The sequence below is a fragment of the Streptomyces sp. GS7 genome (assembly GCF_009834125.1).
Taxonomy (GTDB): domain Bacteria; phylum Actinomycetota; class Actinomycetes; order Streptomycetales; family Streptomycetaceae; genus Streptomyces.
Map to the genome: position 1 here is coordinate 6668422 of NZ_CP047146.1, position 20419 is coordinate 6688840.

Annotated in this window: 19 protein-coding genes and 1 riboswitch; of the genes, 3 read left to right on the plus strand and 16 right to left on the minus strand. The window is 71.5% G+C overall.

All coding sequences use genetic code 11. From position 1 onward, the window contains the following. Window positions 1-101: 101 nt before the first annotated feature. From GR130_RS28975 to GR130_RS28990, 4 genes are all read right to left on the minus strand, one after another. Complete coding sequence (locus tag GR130_RS28975) at window positions 102-467, minus strand: VOC family protein (protein WP_159510280.1); 366 nt, start codon at window positions 465-467, stop codon at window positions 102-104. A 179-nt stretch (window positions 468-646) separates the two neighbouring features. Further along, window positions 647-2296 (minus strand): NRAMP family divalent metal transporter, encoded by a 1650-nt coding sequence (locus GR130_RS28980; protein ID WP_159507451.1) that lies wholly within the window; start codon window positions 2294-2296, stop codon window positions 647-649. Window positions 2297-2593: 297 nt separating this feature from the next. Next, window positions 2594-2767, minus strand: a riboswitch (M-box (ykoK) riboswitch). Window positions 2768-3543: 776 nt separating this feature from the next. Then, window positions 3544-5145 carry an LCP family protein gene (locus GR130_RS28985; protein ID WP_236573597.1) on the minus strand — a complete coding sequence of 534 codons (1602 nt, stop codon included), beginning with the start codon at window positions 5143-5145 and terminating at the stop codon, window positions 3544-3546. Window positions 5146-5148: 3 nt separating this feature from the next. After that, the gene (locus GR130_RS28990; protein ID WP_159507452.1) at window positions 5149-5511 is read right to left on the minus strand and encodes a DUF6542 domain-containing protein; all 363 of its coding nucleotides are present in this window, start codon (window positions 5509-5511) and stop codon (window positions 5149-5151) included. Window positions 5512-5794: 283 nt separating this feature from the next. Between GR130_RS28990 and GR130_RS28995 the strand changes: the two genes are divergently transcribed. Continuing rightward, window positions 5795-6148 carry an ArsR/SmtB family transcription factor gene (locus GR130_RS28995; protein WP_159507453.1) on the plus strand — a complete coding sequence of 118 codons (354 nt, stop codon included), beginning with the start codon at window positions 5795-5797 and terminating at the stop codon, window positions 6146-6148. 205 nt (window positions 6149-6353) lie between these two features. On the opposite strand, the gene GR130_RS29000 is transcribed toward GR130_RS28995, so the two are convergent. From GR130_RS29000 to GR130_RS29040, 9 genes are all read right to left on the minus strand, one after another. Then, on the minus strand, window positions 6354-6887 hold the full coding sequence (locus tag GR130_RS29000; RefSeq protein WP_159507454.1) for a DUF4232 domain-containing protein: 534 nt from the start codon (window positions 6885-6887) through the stop codon (window positions 6354-6356). A 407-nt stretch (window positions 6888-7294) separates the two neighbouring features. Next, a complete protein-coding gene (locus tag GR130_RS29005) occupies window positions 7295-7633 on the minus strand; it encodes a hypothetical protein (RefSeq protein WP_236573606.1) in 339 nt (112 codons plus the stop codon). A gap of 193 nt (window positions 7634-7826) precedes the next feature. Continuing rightward, the gene (locus GR130_RS29010; protein WP_159510282.1) at window positions 7827-8210 is read right to left on the minus strand and encodes a MerR family transcriptional regulator; all 384 of its coding nucleotides are present in this window, start codon (window positions 8208-8210) and stop codon (window positions 7827-7829) included. A gap of 231 nt (window positions 8211-8441) precedes the next feature. Then, window positions 8442-8876: a hypothetical protein gene (locus GR130_RS29015; protein WP_159507455.1), complete on the minus strand. Its 435-nt coding sequence runs from the start codon at window positions 8874-8876 to the stop codon at window positions 8442-8444. 62 nt (window positions 8877-8938) lie between these two features. Continuing rightward, entirely contained in the window at window positions 8939-9934 is a 996-nt protein-coding gene (locus GR130_RS29020; protein ID WP_159507456.1) for an RNA-guided endonuclease InsQ/TnpB family protein, read from the minus strand. Further along, entirely contained in the window at window positions 9918-10370 is a 453-nt protein-coding gene (gene tnpA, locus GR130_RS29025) for an IS200/IS605 family transposase (protein ID WP_443043686.1), read from the minus strand. The genes GR130_RS29020 and tnpA overlap by 17 nt, the downstream gene beginning before the upstream one ends. Window positions 10371-10497: 127 nt before the next feature. After that, window positions 10498-11007, minus strand: a complete 510-nt coding sequence (locus GR130_RS29030) for an ATP-binding protein (RefSeq protein ID WP_236573608.1) — start codon at window positions 11005-11007, stop codon at window positions 10498-10500. Between the two features lie 162 nt (window positions 11008-11169). Beyond that, window positions 11170-11859, minus strand: coding sequence for a response regulator transcription factor (locus GR130_RS29035; protein WP_159507458.1), 690 nt, complete (start codon window positions 11857-11859; stop codon window positions 11170-11172). 77 nt (window positions 11860-11936) lie between these two features. Continuing rightward, the gene (locus GR130_RS29040) at window positions 11937-12353 is read right to left on the minus strand and encodes an ArsR/SmtB family transcription factor (protein ID WP_201305029.1); all 417 of its coding nucleotides are present in this window, start codon (window positions 12351-12353) and stop codon (window positions 11937-11939) included. 70 nt (window positions 12354-12423) lie between these two features. Here GR130_RS29040 and GR130_RS29045 point away from each other — a divergent pair, with 70 nt between their 5' ends. Further along, window positions 12424-13584: a cation diffusion facilitator family transporter gene (locus tag GR130_RS29045; RefSeq protein ID WP_236573610.1), complete on the plus strand. Its 1161-nt coding sequence runs from the start codon at window positions 12424-12426 to the stop codon at window positions 13582-13584. A 101-nt stretch (window positions 13585-13685) separates the two neighbouring features. On the opposite strand, the gene GR130_RS29050 is transcribed toward GR130_RS29045, so the two are convergent. Together GR130_RS29050 and GR130_RS29055 are read right to left on the minus strand one after the other, a co-directional pair. Next, window positions 13686-15005: a cysteine desulfurase gene (locus GR130_RS29050; RefSeq protein WP_159507459.1), complete on the minus strand. Its 1320-nt coding sequence runs from the start codon at window positions 15003-15005 to the stop codon at window positions 13686-13688. Further along, window positions 14992-16374: a family 2B encapsulin nanocompartment shell protein gene (locus tag GR130_RS29055; RefSeq protein WP_159507460.1), complete on the minus strand. Its 1383-nt coding sequence runs from the start codon at window positions 16372-16374 to the stop codon at window positions 14992-14994. Before GR130_RS29055 ends, GR130_RS29050 begins: the two co-directional genes overlap by 14 nt. A gap of 428 nt (window positions 16375-16802) precedes the next feature. Between GR130_RS29055 and GR130_RS29060 the strand changes: the two genes are divergently transcribed. After that, window positions 16803-19676 carry a SpoIIE family protein phosphatase gene (locus tag GR130_RS29060; RefSeq protein WP_159507461.1) on the plus strand — a complete coding sequence of 958 codons (2874 nt, stop codon included), beginning with the start codon at window positions 16803-16805 and terminating at the stop codon, window positions 19674-19676. A 22-nt stretch (window positions 19677-19698) separates the two neighbouring features. Here GR130_RS29060 and GR130_RS41005 read toward each other — a convergent pair whose 3' ends face one another. After that, a complete protein-coding gene (locus GR130_RS41005) occupies window positions 19699-20160 on the minus strand; it encodes a DUF4118 domain-containing protein (RefSeq protein ID WP_236573612.1) in 462 nt (153 codons plus the stop codon). Window positions 20161-20419 lie beyond the last annotated feature (259 nt).

The window sequence follows — 20419 nt, forward strand, 5'->3', positions numbered from 1 at the left end:
GGGTTCGTCGTGGCGGCGGAAACCAGGGCTGATGTCGATGGGGCCGAGCGCCGCGGACCGGCATCCGGCGCTGGCCGGTCCGCGGGCTGAAGGAGGGCCGGTCAGTCGGTGGGGGTGAGGAATTCCAGGCGGTTGCCGGCCGGGTCCAGGCTGTAGAAGCGGCGCTCTCCGGGGTGTTTGTCGTCCCAGACGACGGGCGCGCGGTGGCTTCTGAGGCGGTCGGCGAGGGCGTCGATGTCCCGCACGCGCAGTGCGGGGTGGGTGCGGGTGCCGGGTCCGGGGGTCTCGATGCCGAGATGGAGTTGGGCGCTGCCGTGTTCGCCGGTGAGCCAGCAGCCGCCGCGGACCGCGAGCACCGGCGGCCCGGTGACTTCCCGCATGCCGAGTAGTTCGGCGTAGAAGGTGCGCAGCGTCGCCCCGCATCCGGCGGGGGCGGTGAGCCGTATGTCGTCGAGCGTGACAAACATGGGGGTCACTTCCAAAAGGCTTTGAACAGCTGGAGTTGAGGTGTCAGGCGCCGGTGTGCCGGCCGGCCTCAAGGTGGCGGCAGACGGCGTCGCCGGTCACGGTGTGCCGGTGGGCGTGCGGGAATCGGGGCTGGCGGTGCCCTCCCGGGGCGGGGCAACCCGCCCCGGGAGGAGGGTCGTTACTGCCCGAGGGCGACCTGGACGATCTTGATGACGACCAGGATCATCGCGATGAGCAGGTAGGTGCGCAGGGCGCCCATGCCGATTTTGCGGGTGGTGGACAGGGTGGGCTTGGTGAGGGTGTCCAGTGGTGGCATCCGCCAGGCGTCGCGGCCGGTGCGGTCGATGGGGTCTTCGTTGGTCGCGGTGCGGCGGCGGGTGAAGGAGTACCCGGCGGCCAGGACGCCCAGGACGCCGCAGGCGGCCATGATGTCGATGATCGTCTGGGAGCTGATGTCGGGGAAGAGGACGGAGGCGGTCAGGATGATGGACAAGGTGACCAGGACGCCGACCACCGCCGTGGTGAAGGCGTTGGTCTTCGGGCCGTTGACCCAGGGGCCCAGGACGGCCTTGTCGTTGCACAGCAGCAGCAGGAAGACGGAGGCGGACGGCAGCAGGACACCGGCCAGGGTCTGCACGCCCTGGGTGAGCAGACCGAGCGGGGAGCCGGGGATCAGCACGATCACGGCGGCCACGGCCACCACTCCGGCGTAGATGGCGTAGAAGCCCTTGGCGCCCTTGACGCCGCGGTGGAGGGAGTGCTTGATGCCGAAGACGTCGCCGATGGCGTAGGCGGTGGAGAGGGAGACGGCGAAGGCGCCGATGATGGAGGCGTCGAGGAGGGCGATGGCGAAGAGGATGCCGGCGAGTTTGCCGGCGTGGGCTTCGAGGCCGGTGGCGACGCCTGCCGCGTCGGTGAAGTTGCCGAAGCCCTTGGTTGCGGTGAAGGCGGTGGCGGTGAAGCCCATGATGGCGGCGGCGCCGATGACGACGATGGCGATGCCGATCCACAGGTCGGCCTTCTCGTAGCGCATGAAGCGGGGGGTGATGCGCTTGTCGATGACGTAGGACTGCTGGAAGAACAGCTGCCAGGGGGCGACGGTGGTGCCGACGATGCCGATGATCAGCAGCATGACGGTGGCCAGCTGACCCGATCCGCCGGGCATGGTGGGTACGACGAAGTCGTGGGCCATCTGCGAGGACTTGGGGTGGATCATGAAGTACAGCGGGATGAGCAGCAGTGACCCCGCGCACAGGAAGATGGCCACCCGCTCGAACCGGCGGAAGGAGCCGGTGAAGGCGGCGGAGACGATGACCACGGCGGCCAGGATCACCGAACCGGCCTTGGGCAGCCCCAGGTAGCCGGCCGCGAGGGTGATCCCGATGAACTCCGTGACCAGGGTGAGGGCGTTGAGCAGGAACAGGTCGATGACGGAGAACGCGCCCCAGAACTTCCCGAACCGCTCCAGGATGAGGCGGGCGTGCCCCACGCCGGTGACGGCGCCGAGCCGCAGCACCATCTCCTGGTTCACATACAGCACCGGCACCAACAGCAGAAGCGTCCACAACAGACTCGTGCCGTAGTTCTGCCCGGCCTGCCCGTACGTGGAAAACGCGCCCGCGTCGTTGTCACCGACCATCACGATCAGGCCGGGCCCGACTATCGCGAGCAGGGTCTTGAGCTTGGCGGACAGCCCTTGGCGGGGCGCGGTGTCGTCCACCCTGATGGTGCCCAGCGCGCCACGGATGTCGCCGACATGGGCGTCGTCGAGCACCGCCGTGCGCTGCGACGGAGTCGACGGTGTGGCGGTGGTGGTGAGGTTGGTCATGAGAGCCTCCCGGGTCCCCCGGCGGGGGAGGTTGGGGGTACGCAGCAGCAATCCCCCCTGCGAGCGCGCAGCGCAGCGACCCGGGACGGCCGGTGGCCGTACGGGTGCCAAGGCAGGTGGGGGAAGGCGCAGGGAAGGTGGTTACCGCGTACCGGAGGTCGGAGATGACATACGGATACGGGGCCAACTGTGGCCCGGACTACTGCAGTTGCCGTCCATGTCTCTCGCCTCCTTCTGGCCGGGGCGCACGCGGACGCCGAGCGGACACAGCAAAGAGCGCACCAGTCCCTGATGACCGGCTCACCCCAACTCGTCAGAGCTTTGGCACTCCACGGCGTAATCCCCTTGCCGGGGAAGCCACTTGGGGTCACCCCTTAGGCCGGGGAGACCTGTCCTGAACCTGGGCGTCTCTCGACGTCGTGGGGTCAGTGGCCTGTGTCCGTGAAGACGCCTCACCGAACGAGGTGCTTCCATTCGTTCAAACGGCGAAAACTCTACCCGCACACTTGCGGGGTTACGCAAGCGCTTGGCTCAGTCTTGACCAAGCCTCGGCGAGTGCAGCGGCCCATGGACATGCGGCACCAGCGCCAGGGCACCGTTTCGCCCCTTTTTGCCACATGGTTCCACAGGGGCACGCGAACCGCTTCACGCGCCGGGAAAGCCATCAACGAGCCTGCGGCGAAAGCCTCGCGGGCACCGGGCACTGGCGCCTTGCTTCGTCGCCCCGCAAGCCGGCGCCTATGTGCCCAACCCCCAGAAGGGGCGAAACGGTTCGCGGATCGAGGGCAGTCAAGCTCACGTCAATGCGTGGCGTTCATGCGCACACGGCCTCCGGCTCCCAGGGCCGGAACCGTCCTGACGCCACCTGTCATCCGGAGCCCTGACCGAGCCGGTCACCACGCTGCCGACACCACGAGACCACGACACCACTACGGAGGTGCCGCCACGCCCTTCCCGTCCCCCCTGCTGCCGGCACGCGCCGAGCGGATCACCGACCGCACCCCGCCCGCTGCCGCCGATCCCGTCGTCCTCGCGACCGTGCACGCGGTCTGCGACCAGGACGCCGAAGCGCGTGTCCGAGACCGGCTCGCGCAGGCACTCGGCGCCCACGGCATCGGACCCCACGCCCTCCGCACCCGTCCGGCGAGTCCCGAACCCGTGCTCGTGGAAGCCGACTTCACGACCGAGGGGGCGGTCAAGAACGCACCATCGCACTCGACATCGCACCGCTCGGCATCGAACGAGGGTCAGTTGACGCAGGGGACGCCCCCGGCCGTCACCGCGTTCTTCTCGTAGTCGTCGTCCGACGGATCCGACGACGAAGTCGACGCCGAACTCCGGTCGGGGCTCGTGGCGGACGAGGCGGATGTCGCACCGGTGAAGTCCTGGCCGAGTGTGACCCGGACGTGGCCGGCCTGGATCTGCGCGTCGGGCGCCGGCGCTGCGGTCACACCGAGCTTCGTCGCGATCTGCCGGGCCGCGGCCTGGGCACCCTGCCCGTACGTGACCGTGACGTGCGACTGCGGCGCGGTGTTGGATGCCTGGCCCTCCGTGTAGCCCAGCGCCTTGAGGGCCTTGAGTTCCTCGGAGGCGGCACCCGTCTTGCCTGAGCCGTTGAAGACGTCGACGGTGGCGGGTGCGGCCTTCGCGGAGGACTGGGAGTCCGACGCACCGCCCTTCGCGCCGGGCGACGCCGCCGGGCCCTCGTGGAACGCGTCCTGCACCAGTCGGCGCATCTGCTCCACGTCCACGATCTGCACCTGTTCGTTGTTCTGCATCGCGGAATGCCCGGCCGGAAGGGTGTGGAAGACGACGTTCCCACCGGTGAGGTTGGTGGCCTGCTGGGCGAAGTCGATCGGATTGAGCTTGCTGTCGATGACCAGGTCCTTCTTCATCACGCCGTAGAGACCCTGCATCTTGCCCAGGTCCGTGAAGACGCCCTGGGTCTTGAGCTTGTGGGTGATCGACGAGATGAACGCCTGCTGGCGGTGGGTGCGGTCGATGTCGTTGTTGGGCAACCCGTGCCGCTGGCGGACGAAGGCCAGGGCCTGCTTGGCGTTGAGCTGCTGCGGTCCGGCGGGGAAGTCGGCGCCTGAGTACCGGTCCTTCACCGGGTGCTTGAGGCAGACGTCGATCGGCTTGAGCTGGTCAGCGATGTCGTAGAAGCCGATCAGGTTGACCTCGGCGAAGTGGTCGATCGGGACGCCGAGGAGGTTCTGCACGGTGGCCAGCGTCGCCGCCCGCCCCGCCTCCCGGCTGTCCGCCTCCAGCTTGGCGCCCTTCTCCCCCTGTGCGGACAGCTTCTCCCGGCGCCCCTCGTAGGCGTTGCCGTACGCCTCCTTGATCTTGTGGTGCCCCTGGAGCGAGCCGTCGCCGTTGTGGGTCTCGACGAAGGAGTCGCGCGGAATGGAGAACGCCTGCACCTTGCCGCCGTCGGCGGGTATGTGCAGCAGGATCAGGGTGTTGGTGTTGTAGAACCCCTCGTCGCTGTTTCCGGCGTGGAGTTGGTCCTTCACGACCCAGTCCGGCAGCGGGTTGCCGTTCATGTCCTTGCGCGAATCAAGGCCGATCAGCAGCAGGTTGACGGAGCCGTCGAGGTGTTTCGGCCCGCGTCCGAGCAGCGGGTCGAGTGCGTGCGAGATGTTGAGCCCGCCGGAGATCCAGTGGTACGCGGCCCAGGAGACGCCACTGGTCGCCAGTATGGCGAAGGAGGCGACGCCGGCCAGAGTGCGTCCGACGGCCACCCGGCGGGGCGTGCGCTTGCCGCCCTTGCCGCTTGCGCCGCCCTGGCGCCGATTCGCCGCCATGCTCGCTGCGCGCCCGCCGGCGCCCGGTTTGTTGTCACGCACCGCTTACTTCCTCACGCTTCGCCTGAGCCGGAACCATCGCACCGCGAGCACCGCGAGCACCGCGGCCTCGGCGGCCGCCATCGCCGGAAAGGCGTCGATCGCCCAGTGCAGCGCTCCGGTGGTGAGCCCCTTGCCGCCGCTGCCGCTCGTCCTGCCCGCCCACTCCTCGGCGGCCACGGTGATCAACATCGTGACGACCGGCGGCGCGTACGCAACCCACCAGGCGCCCGCCCGCGAGCACCGCCAGGCCGCCAGGGCCCCGCCGACCAACGCGGTGAGCACGAAGACCGTCCCGAGTGAGCCGCCGATCAGCTCGTCCACGACCGCGCCGAGCACCGGCAGCGCCAGCCCGACCAGGGCGGCCATCCGGGCCTGCCGGGGCGAGTGCCGCTGCGACCGCTCCGCTGTCCTGCCGCTTCCGCGGCTCCGCGCACCCGCCGGCGCCGGGCCCCGCTGAGCCGGCACGCGGCGCGCATCGCGTGCGGGGGGTGGGGATATGGCCGGGTTCTGGCCTGACATGGGCGCTCCGGAGTGCATAGTTGCGCAATGTAGCAAGTATGGTGACTAGTCTGTACGGGTGTGCGGTGAGAGACCCGCTACACCGACAACGTGGGACGACCATGATCCAAGAAGGGGAGGGGCCACGTCGATGGGGGTACCCGAAGGGGACAGAGCTGCGGATCTCCCGGAGCAGGCGTTCCATTCGGCAGCGCTGAGATTCGGGCTGCTCGCGTCCCCGCTGCGGCTGCGCATCGTGTGGATGCTCATCCGGAACGAGAGCGATGTCACACAGCTCGCCCTCCGCGTCGGCGCCCGGCCCCAGGCCGTCAGCCAGCACCTCGCCCGCCTCAAGCTCGCCGGTGCGGTGCGCGCGCGGAGCGAGGGCCGACGCCAGATCTACGCCGTCACCGACCCTCGGGTGAAGGCCGTGGCCGAGACGATGATGGCGATGACGGCCGCAGACGAGGCCGCGGCCCAGAACTCCGCCGACCTGGCCCATTAGGCCGAGGCGGCCCCAGCCGCGACCCCGTCACCACGGCGGGTGGACGAGGCGCTCCGCCTCCGCCCGTCGGCCGGCTGCCGGGTGCGGGGCCGGCCACCGTGCGCCCGTCACCGTCGCGGACGTACAACCGAGCGTGATCGAACGTGGACCACGGTGCCCCGGCGGCGCCGGCCGGACAGTGGCGGTCGTCGGTCCGCGACGGTCGTCAGTCCGCGGTCCCGGGCTTCACCGAGGTCACGTCGAACCGCCCGCCGCACACCCGCAGACCGTCGGTGCCGGCGGTCATCGCCTTCTTCGAACCCGGCGCGTAGACGCGGACCAGCTGCGCCGTGGACCAGCACGGGGTGTCCGAGACACCGTCGTTGACCGTGTGCAGCACGGCGTGCGCGCTCTGTCCCGGCTTCAGGCGGACGGCGCCGCCCGCGGCACCCGAGCGGGTGGCGGGCTTGCCGACGGGCGTGCCCTCCTTGAGCGTCAGGGAGACCCCGGGGAAGCCGCGCAGCGAACAGGTCTTCTTGCCCTTGTTGGTGAAGACCAGCGGTATGTGGATGTTGCCCGCGCCGATGTCCGTGCGGCCCAGGCCCACCGACAGGTTGTCCGCGGTGCAGCGGTCCGAGGCGGGCTTCGCCGAGGTGTGGGCCTGGGCCACGCCGGCGGTGAGCGTGAGCGCCGCGACGGCGATCAGTGATCCGGCAGCGACCCGGCGGCCGCGGCGGAGGGTCCTGGGCGTGAGCGACATCCTTCTGTTCCCCTTTGTGTGGCGGCGCGCGCCGATCTCGGACGGCGTGCGCACGGTCGGTGCGTTGCGCTTCCAACGTGCTCCGAGGCGCTGCCAGATGGCTAATGAGGCACTAATGCACCACTAATGCCGTGGCCTCCCCACTTTGGCCATTGGGGCCGATTCACCCAAACCCAGATAAACCGGATCGTGGATCTCGCGGATCTCGTGGGTGCGTCGACGGCCGGACGCACCGCGCCACCCGGACCGGCATCCGGACGGCCCCTCACCTCACGACACGGGCAACGGTCTCTGATGCGGCACCGGTTCCCTCGCCTGCTCAAGCCGCCGGCAGGCGGTGGATCAGGGCAGGAGATCGAGGGTCGTTCCGTTTCCGGTCGTCTCGGCCTGCTGATAGGCCGGCCAACTCAGGGCCAGGTCCTGCCAGGGCAGGCCGACCGGGGCGTAGGCGGCGATCTCCTCGCTGTGGGAGCGGGCGGGAGCGTGCCCCCGATCACGTCGCTCAGGGAGGCCGCGGCCGTGGTGGCGGGCAGACCGGCGTTGGCGAGAGCGCCGTGCGCGGCGACCAGGTCGATGTCGTCGACGATCAGCCGGGCGCAGGTGAGGACCCCGGGGGCCAGTTCCTGCTTACCGGGTTCGTCGGCGCCGAGCGCGGTCAGATGCTGACCTGGCCTCAGATCCCTGAGGTGGAGCAGGGGTTGGCGCGACCAGGTGGCCTGCATCACCACATCTGCCTCAGCGGCCACCTGCCGGTGTCGTCCTGGTCGGGCCGGGGCTGCGCCTGGCGGTCGAGGCGTAGTCCCAGCCATCGGCGGACAGTGGTTGCGCAGCAGGACAGTACGCACTCCCGATCCCTCAACATCCCGTGTCCGCAGTGAAGTTGCGCGTCTCCGACCCATGCGTGCGTTTCCGGGAGTCCCCAGGGCGGGTCCGAAGGGGTCAGGGCCGGGGGCGGCTGCCGGCACCGTAGTCCATTACCGCGGCGAGGTAGTCGGCGATGGCGTTCCGGTTGCGGGTCAGGCAGGAGATGCGGTCGGTCATCCGGTCGCGCTCGTGTTCCAGGGTGGCGATCATCTCGGGGGTCGCGTCGGGGAAGTAGATGTCCCGGGGTTTGTCGAGGCAGGGGAGGATCTGCTTGATGATGCGGGTGGGCAGTCCGGCGTCGAGCAGTCCCCTGATCTGGAGGACGCGGTCCACGTAGCGCTCGTCGTAGTCGCGGTAGCCGTTCGGGGTGCGCGCGGCGCGGATCAGCCCCTGCTCTTCGTAGTAACGCAGCAGCCGGCGGGGGGTGTTGGTACGTTCCGACAGTTCTCCGATGCGCATCCCGCGTCGACCGCCCTCGCCGTCCGTCGCGCCGCCCGGTGCGCGGGCTTCGCGCGTGTCCCTCACGTGCGTGCCATGTCCTTCACATGCGTGTGAGGGGTCGAGCATACGGGGAGCGTGGCCCCGGGCGCGTGACGGCGCCGGAGCGCGCCCTGGTGAGGGTGACGCCCCGGCGTCGCGGGGACGGAAGGGGTGGAGGTGAGTTACGGACGGGGTGGTGGTGAGCCGACGTCAGTGCACGGTCACGGTGACGACGGACGACACGGTCTTGCCGTGGGCCACCCGGAGCTTCTCCGTGCCCTTCTTGCTGAGCTTCACCTTGGTGCTGTAGTTGCCGCCGTGCTTGGTCTTGGTGCTGGCGTGCAGCGTGGTCCACTTGCCGTTGTGCAGGTGCTGCACGGTGAGCTTGGTCCCGGTCGGGATGTCCTTGGTCCGCCCGATGAGAGTGACCGTGTGGCCGGCCTTGATCGACTTGACGCTCGCCTTGACGCTGATCGATTCCTTCTTCGCCTTCGCGGTGGTCGCGGTGACGGCGGTGGCCGGATGGTGGCCCGGTATGGCGCTCGGTGCGGCTACCGCGGTGCCCGCGCCGCCGGCGAGGAGCGCGGCGACCGCGGCGCCGATGGTCGCGGTCCGCAGGCGGTACGACTTCTTGGTGGTCCCCATAGGAATTCACCTCACGTGACTCCTCCCCCCGGATAAGTCCGGGGGGCTTCTCCTGTCGGTGGCTAGGCCACGTCGGGAAGGACCAGCCCGGCCCTGATAGCGACATTGAGTGCGCCGACCTGGTCCGCGTTGGCGCTGTGGCCGCACTGGGTGTACTCGAACTTCTCTTGCGTGGTGCGGTTCTCGCCGGACACGTCCCTGCAGGCGGGGCAAGTGCGGGAGGTGTTGCGGGGGTCCACCGGGATCAGCTTGCGATTGGCGCTCTCAGCCTTATGCGCGAGGATGCCCAGGAACACCCCCCAACCCGCGTCGTGGATACTCTTGTTCAGCCCGGCTTTGGCTGCGGCGCCGTTCGGCAGGAACGCGCCCGCCTGGTCGGGGTCGGGCTTCGGCTTGGGTGCGCGGACCATGTTCGCGATGCTCAGCCGCTCGTGCGCGATCACGTCGTAGGTGCGGACCACCGTCAGCGCGGTCTTGTGTGCGTGGTCGGTGCGCTGACGGCGCACCTTGCGGTGCAGCTTGGCGACCTTCTCCACTGCCCGGCGGTGCCGGGCAGTGCGGTTCTCTCGCTTCCGGCGCGGGAACTCCTTGAGAGCCCGCTGAGCCTCCGCGAGGGCGTCGGCGCCCAGCTTGCCGTGCCTCGGGTTGGCTATGTGTTCGCCCTCGCTGGTGGTCAGGAAGTGAGCTACGCCCATGTCGATGCCGCACGCAGCGCCCGTCGCGGGCAGCGGTTCGGCAGGTACCTCGTCGCAGGCGAGGATCACATACCAGTGCTTTCCCTCACGCTTGACGGACACGGTCTTGACCCGGCCCTTCACGGGCCGGTGCTGGTGCACGCGGACGTGCCCGACACCTTGCAGCCGGACCCGCGTCACGGGGTCGTACGGGGTGGAGTCCCAGCGGCAGCCGTCCCCGTCCTTGGGGAAGTCCACCGTGTCGAACCAGTTGACCCCACGGAAGCGCGGGTATCCAGGGGAGCAGTGATCCCGCAGCATCTCGCCGAGCGCGGCAGCCTGGCGGACCGTGGGGCGGAGGAGGAACTTATACGCCCGGTGCACGGTCGTTTCCCTCCTTCTGCTTCTTCGTCCAGGGGCGTTCCCACTGGGTGTTGATGTATTTCTCGATCGTGTCCGCGCTGACCGCGCCGACCGAGGCGACGAAGAACGACGACGACCACAGCGTGGGCATCCGCGATTTCAGGTGCGGGAACTCCTCCCGCAGCACGCGGGAGGTGAAGCCTTTGAACTGGTTCGCGACGTACGACGCAGAAGCCTTGGGCTCGTGCTTGACGAACAGGTGGACGTGATCGGGCATCACCTCAAGGGCGACGATCTCCCAGCCTTTCTCGGCGGCCTTGGCCTCGATCAGCTCACGCAGCCGGACCGCGACACGTCCACCAAGGACCCGGCGGCGGTACTTCGGACACCACACCACGTGCAGTCCCAAGTCGTACACACCGCCGGAATACCGGCGAACCTTCCGCGTCACAGCCACGCGATCACTTTGCACACGCCGCACATATAGCTGCGGTCAACAGTACAGACCCGTGCGCATAGTTGAGGTCAGAGCAGCCCAAAGAAGCGATTCCCCCCACGCCTAAAGGCGCGGGTCCCCTCGCTAGCTATCGGATGGATTCCGGTTCCGGGGTGTTCTTGCCGCCAGTGTGCGGATCGGTCGGTGAGGCCACGGTGTACGGACGATGTGAATGCTGACATGTCGGCCGGGGTGACTGCGGCGCATGGCCGGGGAGGGCCGGTGGGCGCACCGGCGGACGTACCCGGCGGCCGGGGGCCGGCCCGTGTGTCTCCGGCCCGGCGGCGTCGAGCGGCAGGTGCAGGCGCACGCGGGCGCCGCCGCCGGGCGGGTTGTCGGCGGTGGCCCGGCCGCCGTACGCCCGCGCGATGGCGGCGACGATCGCCGGCCCCAGGCCCGCGCCGCCGCTCCGGCTGCCTTCGGGGGGTGTTCCGCTCCTGGGCTCGCAGCGATGCGTTCCGCCGCGCCCCGGGTCGGCGCGGTGGAACCGTTCGAAGGCGAAGGGGAGGAAGGCGGGCGGGAAGCCGGGGCCCCGGTCGCGCACCTCAAGGATGCCGGTCATGGGTGCGGGCACGGGCTCGGTCGTGGGGAGAGTCACGGGGCCGGTCATGGGGGCGGTCGCCGGGGCCCAGGGCGGCCCCCAGGGCGACGAGCAGCGCCGACCGCCGTCGCGGGGACGCGGCGGCGACCGGCCCGGCGGGGGCGTGCCCGTCAGGCGCCCGGCGGGCACGCGCCTGGCCCGGCCGCCGGGCACCGGGCCTCAACTGCCGTTCACGGGAGCCGGGTTGAGCAGGCGGTAGCCGGCGCCGCGGACCGTCTCCAGGTGGGAGGCCGGGCCTCCCGGGTCGATCTTGCGCCGCAGATAGGCCACGTACTGGTCGACGACGTTGGACACCCCGTCGCACGGGAACTCCCATACGTGTTCCAGGATCCGGGTCCGGGTCAGCACTTCGCCGGGGTGCCGCAGGAACAGTTCCAGCAGCGCGAACTCCTTGGGCGACAGCCGAAGCTCCGTCTCGCCGCGCCAGGCCCGCCGGCTGGCCGGATCCAGCCGCAGATCGCCCACGGCCACCAGCGTCGGCCGTTCGAGTGCTCCGCGCCGCACCAGGGCCCGCAGCCGCGCGAACAGTTCGTCGAAGCTGAACGGCTTGGCCAGGTAGTCGTCCGCCCCCGCGTCCAGTCCGCGCACCCGGTCGCTGACGGCGTTGCGGGCGCTGAGCACCAGCACCGGCGACCAGCAGCCGCCGGCCCGCAGCCGGCGGCACACCTCGAAGCCGTCGAAGCCCGGCAGCAGGACGTCGAGGACGATCAGGTCGTACAGCACCTCGGCGGCCCGCCACACCGCCTCCGGGCCGTCCGCCGCCAGGTCGACGGCGTAGCCCTCCTCGGACAGCCCGCGCCGCAGCAGCGCCGCCATGCGGGCCTCGTCGTCGACCACCAGGACGCGCATTCCTCCACGGTATGAGGTCGGCGGGGGTTCGACATGTGGAGCCGGCGCGACCGGGCCGCGCTCGGCGCGCCGCCGGGTCAGTCGTGCGGCGGGAGGTGGCGGACCCGGTGGTCGGCGGCGCTGAGGGCCTCGTCCACCAGGCGCCGCAGATGCCCGTGCCGCAGGGCGTAGACGGCCCGGCGGCCGTCCTTGCGCGTGGTGACCAGCCCGGCCAGCCGGAGCCGGGCCAGGTGCTGGCTGACCGACGTACGCGAGGCGCCGGATGCCTCCGTCAGGGTGGTCACATCGGCCTCGCCCGCGCCGAGCCGCCGCAGCAGGGCGAGCCGGGTGCGGTCGGCGAGCAGCCCCAGGATCTCCACGGCGACGGCGATGCGCTCCCCGTCGTCCGGCCCGTGCCCGTCCGGCCCGTGCCGGTCCGTCCCGTGCCCGGCCGCACTCCCGTCGACCGGCTGCTGCGAACCATGCGCATCTGATAGATGCATGCGTGCGCTCATACGCACATAATGAGGGGGTGAGCGCGCGGGACACAAGCCGCGCCCGGGACCTGGCGGGAAGGTACGGCCTGTGAGTGAGCAAACTGCCCCCGGTACACCGCACGACGAGACAGCGGCCGAGACGGCGACGGGGACCCGGAACGAGAACGGCGGCGGGCGGCGGCCCGGGGAGGCGTACGCGCCCGAGCCCCACGCCCACGCCCCCCACGAGCACGGCCACGGGCACCACCCGCACCCTGCCACCGCGTGGTCGCGCCTGCGGCACCGGCTCGCGCATGCCCTGACCCCCCACAGCCACGAGGCCCGCGACAAGGTCGACCAGGCCATGGAGACCTCCCGCGAGGGGATGCGGACGCTCTGGATTTCGCTGGCCGTCCTCGGGGGGACCGCCGTGGTCCAGGCGGCGGTGGTCGCCCTGTCCGGTTCGGTGGCGCTGCTCGGCGACACCCTCCACAACGCCGCCGACGCGCTGACCGCGGTCCCCCTCGGGATCGCGTTCCTCCTCGGCCGGCGGGCCGCCAACCGCCGCTACACCTACGGCTACGGCCGCGCCGAGGACCTGGCCGGGATCGTCATCGTGCTCACCATCGCCGCCTCCTCCGTGCCCGCGCTCTACGAGGCCGTCGACCGGCTGCTGCACCCGCGCGACATCCACCACCTGTGGGCGGTCGCCGCCGCCGCGCTGGCCGGCTTCCTCGGCAACGAGTGGGTGGCCCGCTACCGCATCCGCACCGGGCGGCGGATCGGCTCCGCCGCCCTGGTCGCGGACGGACTGCACGCCCGTACCGACGGGTTCACGTCCCTGGCGGTGCTGCTGGGCGCGGGCGGCACAGCGCTCGGCTGGCGGGCCGCCGACCCGGTCGTCGGGCTGCTGATCACCGCGGCGATCCTGCTCGCCCTCAAGGACGCCGCCCGCGAGGTGGTCCGGCGGCTGATGGACTCGGTCGACCCGGCCCTGGTCGAGGCGGCGGAGACCGCGCTGCGGAAGGTGCCCGGCGTGCGGGACGTGGGCCAGCTGCGGATGCGCTGGATCGGGCATGCGCTGCGCGCCGAGGCCGATATCGTCATCGATCCGCGGCTGACCGTGGTCCGGGCTCACCAGCTGGCCGTGGCCGCCGAACACGCGCTGATCCACGGCGTGCCGCGGCTGACCGCGGCCACCGTGCACACCGACCACACGCGGGCGGCCGACGGCGCGGATCCGCATGCCGCCCTCGCCCACCATCACTGACGTTGCGTCAAAAACTGTTGGGGCATCAAGTGGGGGCAACAAGTGGGCGCTGCGGGCGGGAGGTTGGCCACCCGGGGCCGCAGCGCCGCGGATCGGTACGCTCAGGCGGTCTGCACCAGCCGCCCCAGCGACGCGACGAGTTGGTCCACCTCCTCGGACGTGTTGTAGAGGGCGAGGGAGGCGCGGGCCGCGCTGTCCAGGCCGTAGTGGGCCAGGGCGGGCTGGGCGCAGTGGTGGCCGGCGCGGACGGCGATGCCGTCGCGGTCCAGCCAGTCGGCGATCCCGGCCGGGTCGTGGCCGGCCAGGGTGAACGTGAGCACGGCGATCCGGTCGGGGGCGGAGCCCAGCAGCTCCAGTCCGGGGACCGTCGCCAGGGCCTTCTGGGCGTACGCCAGCAGGCCGTTCTCGTACGCGGCGATGGCGTCCCGGTCGAAGGAGGTCAGCCAGTTCAGCGCGGCGAGCAGGCCGACCACTCCGGAGATGTGACCGGTGCCGGCCTCCAGGCGGTGCGGCATCGGCGCATAGGTGGTGCGGTCGAAGCCGACGGACTCGATCATGTTGCCGCCGCCCTGCCAGGGCGCCATGCTCTCCAGTACCTCCGGCTTGGCGTACAGCGCGCCGATGCCCGTGGGGGCGAACAGCTTGTGGCCGGAGAACGCGTAGAAGTCGGCGTCGAGGTCCTGCACGTCGACGGGGAAGTGGGCCACCGCCTGGGCGCCGTCGACCAGGACCCTGGCTCCGTAGCGGTGGGCGAGCGCGGTCATCTCCTTCACCGGCGGGACGCTGCCCAGGACGTTCGACGCCTGGCTGACGACGACGAGTTGGGTGCGCATGGAGAGCAGGTCGGCGTACGCGCCGAAGTCGATCTGCCCGTCCGGGCGCAGCGGTACGGGGACCACCCGGGCCCGGGTCTCCTTGGCGACCAGCTGCCAGGGCACGATGTTGGAGTGGTGCTCCAGCACCGGTACCAGGATGTCGTCGCCGGGGCCGAGGTGGGACCGGCCCCAGCTCTGCGCGACGAGGTTGATCGCCTCGGTGGTGCCGCGGACGAAGACGATCTCGTCCGGGGACGCCGCGCCCAGGAACCGGGCGACCGCCGCCCGGCCCGCCTCGTACGCCTCGGTGGCCTCGCGGGCCATGGTGTGCGCACCGCGGTGGATGTTGGAGTTGCCCGCCCCGTAGAAGCCGGCGACCGCCTCGATGACCTGGCGGGGCTTCTGGGTGGTGGCTCCGTTGTCGAGCCAGACCAGCGGCTTGCCGTTGACGGTCCGGTGCAGGATGGGGAAGTCCTGGCGGGCCAGCTCCGGCGAGAACGCGGGGGGCGGGGTGAGCTGCGGGAACCGATAGGCCGTCGGAGACCGGCCGGCGGACGGCCGGTCGGCCCGGTCCAGGCCGGCCCGCTCCAGGTCAGGCGTAGTCATGGTAGTTGTTCACCTCGACGTTCTGGAGGACGGCGAGGGCGTCCTCCACCAGCACCGCGGCGTTGAAGTAGGCGGTCATCAGGTACGAGGTGATGCCCTTCTGGTCCACGCCCATGTTCCGCATGGCCAGGCCGGGTTCGACCTCGTCCTCGACCTTCGACGGGCGCAGCCCCACCACGCCCTGCTCGGCCTCACCGACCCGCATCAGCAGGATCTCGGTGGTGCCCAGGCCCGAGCCGCCGGAGAACCGCACCTTGTCGGAGGGCAGCAGCGGTACCCCGCGCCAGGTCAGGAGCGGGCTGCCGAAGGTGTTGTCGATCACCGGGGGCACGCCCCGGCGGGTACATTCCCGGCCGAACGCCGCGATGGCCCGCGGGTGCGCGAGGAAGAAGCCGGGCTGCTTCCACACCCGGGTCAGCAGCTCGTCGAGGTCGTCGGGGGTGGGGGAGCCGTGGCGCGCCTGCACCCGCTGGCCCGGGGCGACGTTGTGGAAGAGGCCGAACTCCGGGTGGTTGAGGATCGACGCCTCCTGCCGTTCGCGGAGCGCGTGCACGGTGAGGTTGGACTGGGCGCGGGTCTGGTCGATGGGCCCGTTGTAGAGGTCGGACACCCGGGTGTGGATGCGCAGCACGGTCTGGGCGAGGGTCATGTGGTACTCGCGCGGCGCGTCCTCGTAGTCGACGAAGGTCGCCGGCAGGTCCGGTTCGCCGCTGTGTCCGGCGGAGAGGTCCACCGGCACCTCGGCGCCGGGCAGGACGCCGTCCGCCGCGAGGTAGGCGTCCATCGCCTCGCGGATGCCGGTGTCGCGGTCGTGCAGCCGGGCGAGCGCGGCGCGGTCGAGGCAGAGCGCCACACCCGGGGTGAGCGCCTTGACCCGGTACGGCATGGGAGCGGAGCGGGTCCAGGAGTCGAGGTCGAAGAACTGGCCGTCGCCGACGACTTCGAGGAGCGCGTCCTCGCCGAAGCGGCCCTGCGCCCGCTTCTCGGCGCGGCCCTGCGCGATCACCATCAGACGGTCCGTCATGTCGCCATCTTCGGCGAGCATTTGCCCGGCCTCGAAGGGCATCTCGGTGAAGGCGGCGGCGAGTTCGGTGAGCAGGTCGTCGTCGGCCTCCCGCAGGTACGGGAGTTCGCGCAGATCGCCGGGGATGACTCGGGTGTCGTCGCCTTCGGTGAAGGTGCTGATGCGGTCGTCGCCGACGACGTAGGTGCGGCGGCGGTTGACGCGGAAGACACCGGATTCGACGTCCACCCAGGGCAGTGCGCGCAGCAGGTAGCGCGGGGTGATACCGCGCATCTGCGGAGTGGTCTTGGTGGTGGTGGCGAGCTGCCGTGCCGCATCCGTGCCGAGACTCATCCGGTCGTTCACAGGGACCTCCTCGCAGAGCGAACGGGCATGCCGGCCGGCCCCGTAGGGCCGGTGACACGCGGAACGACCGGATCGTCGTTCCGGGAATCGGCCGCCCGCAACGGGCCGTTGGCGGGCCCGCGGCCGGAAACGCTCGATGCCGTGAATCCGCGGTTCCGCATATGCGTGCGACTACCGTGCGTTCCACGCCCGCTACCACGCGTGGAATTGACCGGGCCGGCGATCCGAAGCCGTCACGCGCCGCCTCCCAACGGCCCGTCAGCCCGCACAACCGACCAAATTTGCCCTCATAAAGGCACTTTGTCATTCCAAAAGGATTGCTTATGACGTCGGCGCAGCTGATCGCGATACGGGAGACAGAATGCTAAATATGGCGCGTGATGGAAAATTTCGGGCGAAAAGGTGATGTAAGGCGCCGTGTTCGCTCGTTGCTGAGCGTGCACAGCGTCGCGGGCCAGGTGCTCGCGCTACAGCTCGGCCTCGTCGCGCTGCTGGTGCTGGCGGCCGGGGTCGCGCTCGCGCTGCAGGCGCAGGGGGCGAGCCTCGCGGAGGCCGAACAGCGTTCGGTCGTCGCCGCCCAGGCGTTCGCGCACGCCCCCGGCACCCGCGCCGCGATGCAGTCCGCCGACCCCAGCGCCGTGCTCCAGCCCAAGGCCGAGGAGGCCCGCCGGGAAGCCGGGCTCGACTACCTCGTCGCGTTCAGCCCGTCCGGCATCCGCTGGACCCACCCCGACCCCAAGCTGATCGGCAAGCCCGTCCCCGGCGACTACCGCAAGGCGCTGGCCGGCAGGGCGTACACCTCCACCTCCCACTCCGCCGTCGGCCGCGCCGTGGACACCACCGTCCCCGTCCAGGACTCGCACGGCTCGGTCGTCGGCCTGGTCGCCGCCGGCATCAGGGTGCAGCGCACCAACGAATGGGCGCTCCAGCGGCTGCCGCTGCTGATCGGGGCGGCCGCCGGTGCGCTGTGCGTCGGAACGGTCGGGGCGGCCCTGGTGAGCCGCCGGCTGCGCCGCCAGACCCGCGGTCTGGACCCGGCCGAGATGACGCGGATGTACGACCACCACGACGCCGTCCTGCACACCGTGCGCGAGGGCGTCCTCATCATCGGGAGCGACGGCCGGCTGCTGCTCGCCAACGACGAGGCGCGGCGGCTGCTCGACCTGCCCGACGACGCCGAACACCGCCCGGTCACGGAACTGGGCCTGGAGCCCGGCACGGCCGGCCTGCTCGCCTCCGGACGGCCGGCCACCGACGAGGTGCACCCCGCGGGCGGCCGGCTGCTGGCGGTGAACATCCGCCCCACCGCCCCGTACGGCGGCACCGCCGTCACCCTCCGGGACACCACCGAACTCCGGGCGCTGACCGGCAGGGCGGAGGTCGCCCAGGGGCGCCTCAAGCTGCTGTACGACGCGGGGATGCGGATCGGCGGCACCCTGGACGTGGCCCGGACCGCGGAGGAGCTCGCCGACGTCGCGGTCCCGAGGTTCGCCGACCTGGTCTCCGTCGAGCTGCTGGAGCCGGTGCTGCGCGGCGACGAACCCGCCGGGGAGCACGGCCCGATGCGCCGGCTGGCGATCCGCGGCGTCCCCGAGGACTCGGCGATCTACCGCGTCGGCGAGCAGATCCGGTTCGCGCCCGGCGCCCTGCTCACCGCGAGCCTCGCCGACAGCCGCCCGGTCCTCGTCCGCGACCTGCGCGCCTCGCACGACTGGCGCGCCCAGGACCCGGACGGCACCCGCCGCGTACTGGACAACGGCATCCGCTCGCTGATCGCCGTACCGCTGCGCGCCCGGGGTGTGGTCCTGGGCCTCGTCAACTTCTGGCGCGCCGAGACCTCCGACGTCTTCGAGGAGGAGGACCTGTCCTTCGCCGAGGAGCTGGCCGCCCGCGCCGCGGTCTCCATCGACAACGCCCGCCGCTTCACCCGCGAGCACGCCACCACCATCACCCTCCAGCGCAGCCTGCTCCCCCAGGCCCTCCCCTCGCAGACGGCCCTGGAGGTCGCGCACCGGTACCGGCCCGCCCAGGCCGGCGTCGGCGGCGACTGGTTCGACCTCATCCCCCTCCCCGGCGCCCGGGTCGCCCTCGTCGTCGGCGATGTCGTCGGCCACGGCCTGCACGCCGCGGCCACCATGGGCCGGCTGCGCACCGCCGTCCTCAACTTCTCCGCCCTGGACCTCCCGCCCGACGAACTCCTGGGCCACCTGGACGAGTTGGTCAGCCACATCGACATGGACGAGGCACGGGAGGGCACCGTGCGGACCGCGGCCGACGACCCGCCACCCGAGGGCGAGCGGTCCACCGACCGGCCCGCCGCACCGCACGAGGCGCCCGGCGGGGACCCGGCCGACGGCACCGGCAGCGGCACGGCCGCCGAGTCCTCCGCGAGCGATGGGGCCGACGAGTCAGACGGGGCGGACGGGGCACCGGTAGGCGACGGCAGCACCGGAATCACCGGCGCGACCTGCCTCTACGCCATCTACGACCCGGTCGACGGCCGCACCACCCTGGCCAGGGCGGGCCACCCCGGCCCCGCCCTGGTCCTCCCCGACGGCACCGTCTCCTTCCCCGACGTACCGGTCTCCCCACCGCTCGGCCTCGGCGGCAGCATGCCCGTCGAAACCGCCGAACTGACGCTGCCCGAGGGCTCCCGGCTGGTCCTGTACACCGACGGACTCGTCGAGGACCGCGACCGGGACATCGACACCGGCCTGGACCTGCTGCGCACCACCCTGGCCGGCGCCCCGGACCGCACTCCGGAGCAGACCTGCACCGCCGTCCTGGACGCCATGCTCCCCGAGCGCCCGAGCGACGACATCGCCCTGCTGGTGGCCCGTACCCGACTGCTGGCCCCGGACCGGATCGCCGAATGGCACGTCCCCTCCGACCCCGCCGCCGTGGGCCCCATCCGCTCCGCCTGCATGCGCACCCTGGAGACCTGGGGACTGGACGAGATCGGCTTCACCACCGAACTGATCCTCAGCGAACTGATCACCAACGCCATCCGCTACGGCGCCCAGCCCATCCGCGTCCGCCTGCTCCGCGACCGCGCCCTGATCTGCGAGGTCTCCGACGGCACCAGTGCCTCCCCGCATCTGCGCCGCGCCGCCACCACCGACGAGGGCGGCCGGGGCCTGTTCCTCGTGGCCCAGTTCGCGCAGCGCTGGGGTACCCGGTACACCCCCGGCGGCAAGGTCATCTGGACCGAGCAGGCGCTGGACGAGGCACCCGGCCCACCCGCCCCGGAGGGCGACCGGATCGACGCCCTCCTCGACCAGTGGGACGAGTCCGCCCGGTGAACGCGAGGCGCCGGGCCGCCCGTTACGCTCCCCGCCGCGCCGTACGCCGCCGGACCGCCCGGACGGCCGCCGCGCACCCCGCGCCCGCGAGGCCCGCAGCGGCCAGCACGCAGAAGCTGGTCCGGTCCACCTGCTGCCAACCCAGCTCCGCGCGCTGGTGCACCACGAATCCGTCGAAGAACATCCAGGAGACGAGGATGACGGCGGGGACCATGAGCGGCCGCGCCGGGGCGGCGACGGCGACGGTCAGCAGGGCGAAGGCCGCCAGCGAGAAGGACAGATGCGCGGCCTGGCCGGTCACCAGCAGGGCGGTCACCACCATCGCCGTCACGGCCGCGCCGACCGGCAGTACGAGGTCGCGCCCGAGGTCGGCGGTCGGCGGCGGCCGGTGCGCCGTCGCACCCCGCTCCGCCGCGCCGCGCGTCCCGGCGGCCGGGCGCCTCGCGGCGGAGCGCGTGGTGACTGCGTGATGGGTGGTGACCATGGGGCACCTCCTGCGCGGACCCGGTCGCCGCGGCTCCGGTGCCGGGCGGGCCGGGGTTCTCGGGAGCGCGAGGGTCCCCCGGGGCGGGGACCCGGTGCCAGGGTGCGCCGGTGAGTGCGGTGCGGAGCGGTCGGGTGGGGACTTTAACGGGGCCGGTACGGCACGCGAATGTTTCCTGATGCGCCCCTGACGCGAAGGGCCGAGAGGGATGTGTTGCATACTCGCTCCTCGTTGCCAAATCCGACGACCGACGATCGGC

Coding starts and splice junctions, on each gene's coding strand:
- GR130_RS28980 (WP_159507451.1), bottom strand. CDS start 2,296: ATGACCAACCTCACCACCACCGCCACACCGTCGACTCCGTCGCAGCGC.
- GR130_RS29035 (WP_159507458.1), bottom strand. CDS start 11,859: ATGCGCGTCCTGGTGGTCGACGACGAGGCCCGCATGGCGGCGCTGCTG.
- GR130_RS41005 (WP_236573612.1), bottom strand. CDS start 20,160: ATGGTCACCACCCATCACGCAGTCACCACGCGCTCCGCCGCGAGGCGC.
- GR130_RS28995 (WP_159507453.1), top strand. CDS start 5,795: ATGGGGGTACCCGAAGGGGACAGAGCTGCGGATCTCCCGGAGCAGGCG.
- GR130_RS29000 (WP_159507454.1), bottom strand. CDS start 6,887: ATGTCGCTCACGCCCAGGACCCTCCGCCGCGGCCGCCGGGTCGCTGCC.
- GR130_RS29010 (WP_159510282.1), bottom strand. CDS start 8,210: ATGCGCATCGGAGAACTGTCGGAACGTACCAACACCCCCCGCCGGCTG.
- GR130_RS28975 (WP_159510280.1), bottom strand. CDS start 467: ATGTTTGTCACGCTCGACGACATACGGCTCACCGCCCCCGCCGGATGC.
- GR130_RS29015 (WP_159507455.1), bottom strand. CDS start 8,876: ATGGGGACCACCAAGAAGTCGTACCGCCTGCGGACCGCGACCATCGGC.
- GR130_RS28990 (WP_159507452.1), bottom strand. CDS start 5,511: ATGGCCGCCCTGGTCGGGCTGGCGCTGCCGGTGCTCGGCGCGGTCGTG.
- GR130_RS29040 (WP_201305029.1), bottom strand. CDS start 12,353: ATGAGCGCACGCATGCATCTATCAGATGCGCATGGTTCGCAGCAGCCG.
- GR130_RS29050 (WP_159507459.1), bottom strand. CDS start 15,005: ATGACTACGCCTGACCTGGAGCGGGCCGGCCTGGACCGGGCCGACCGG.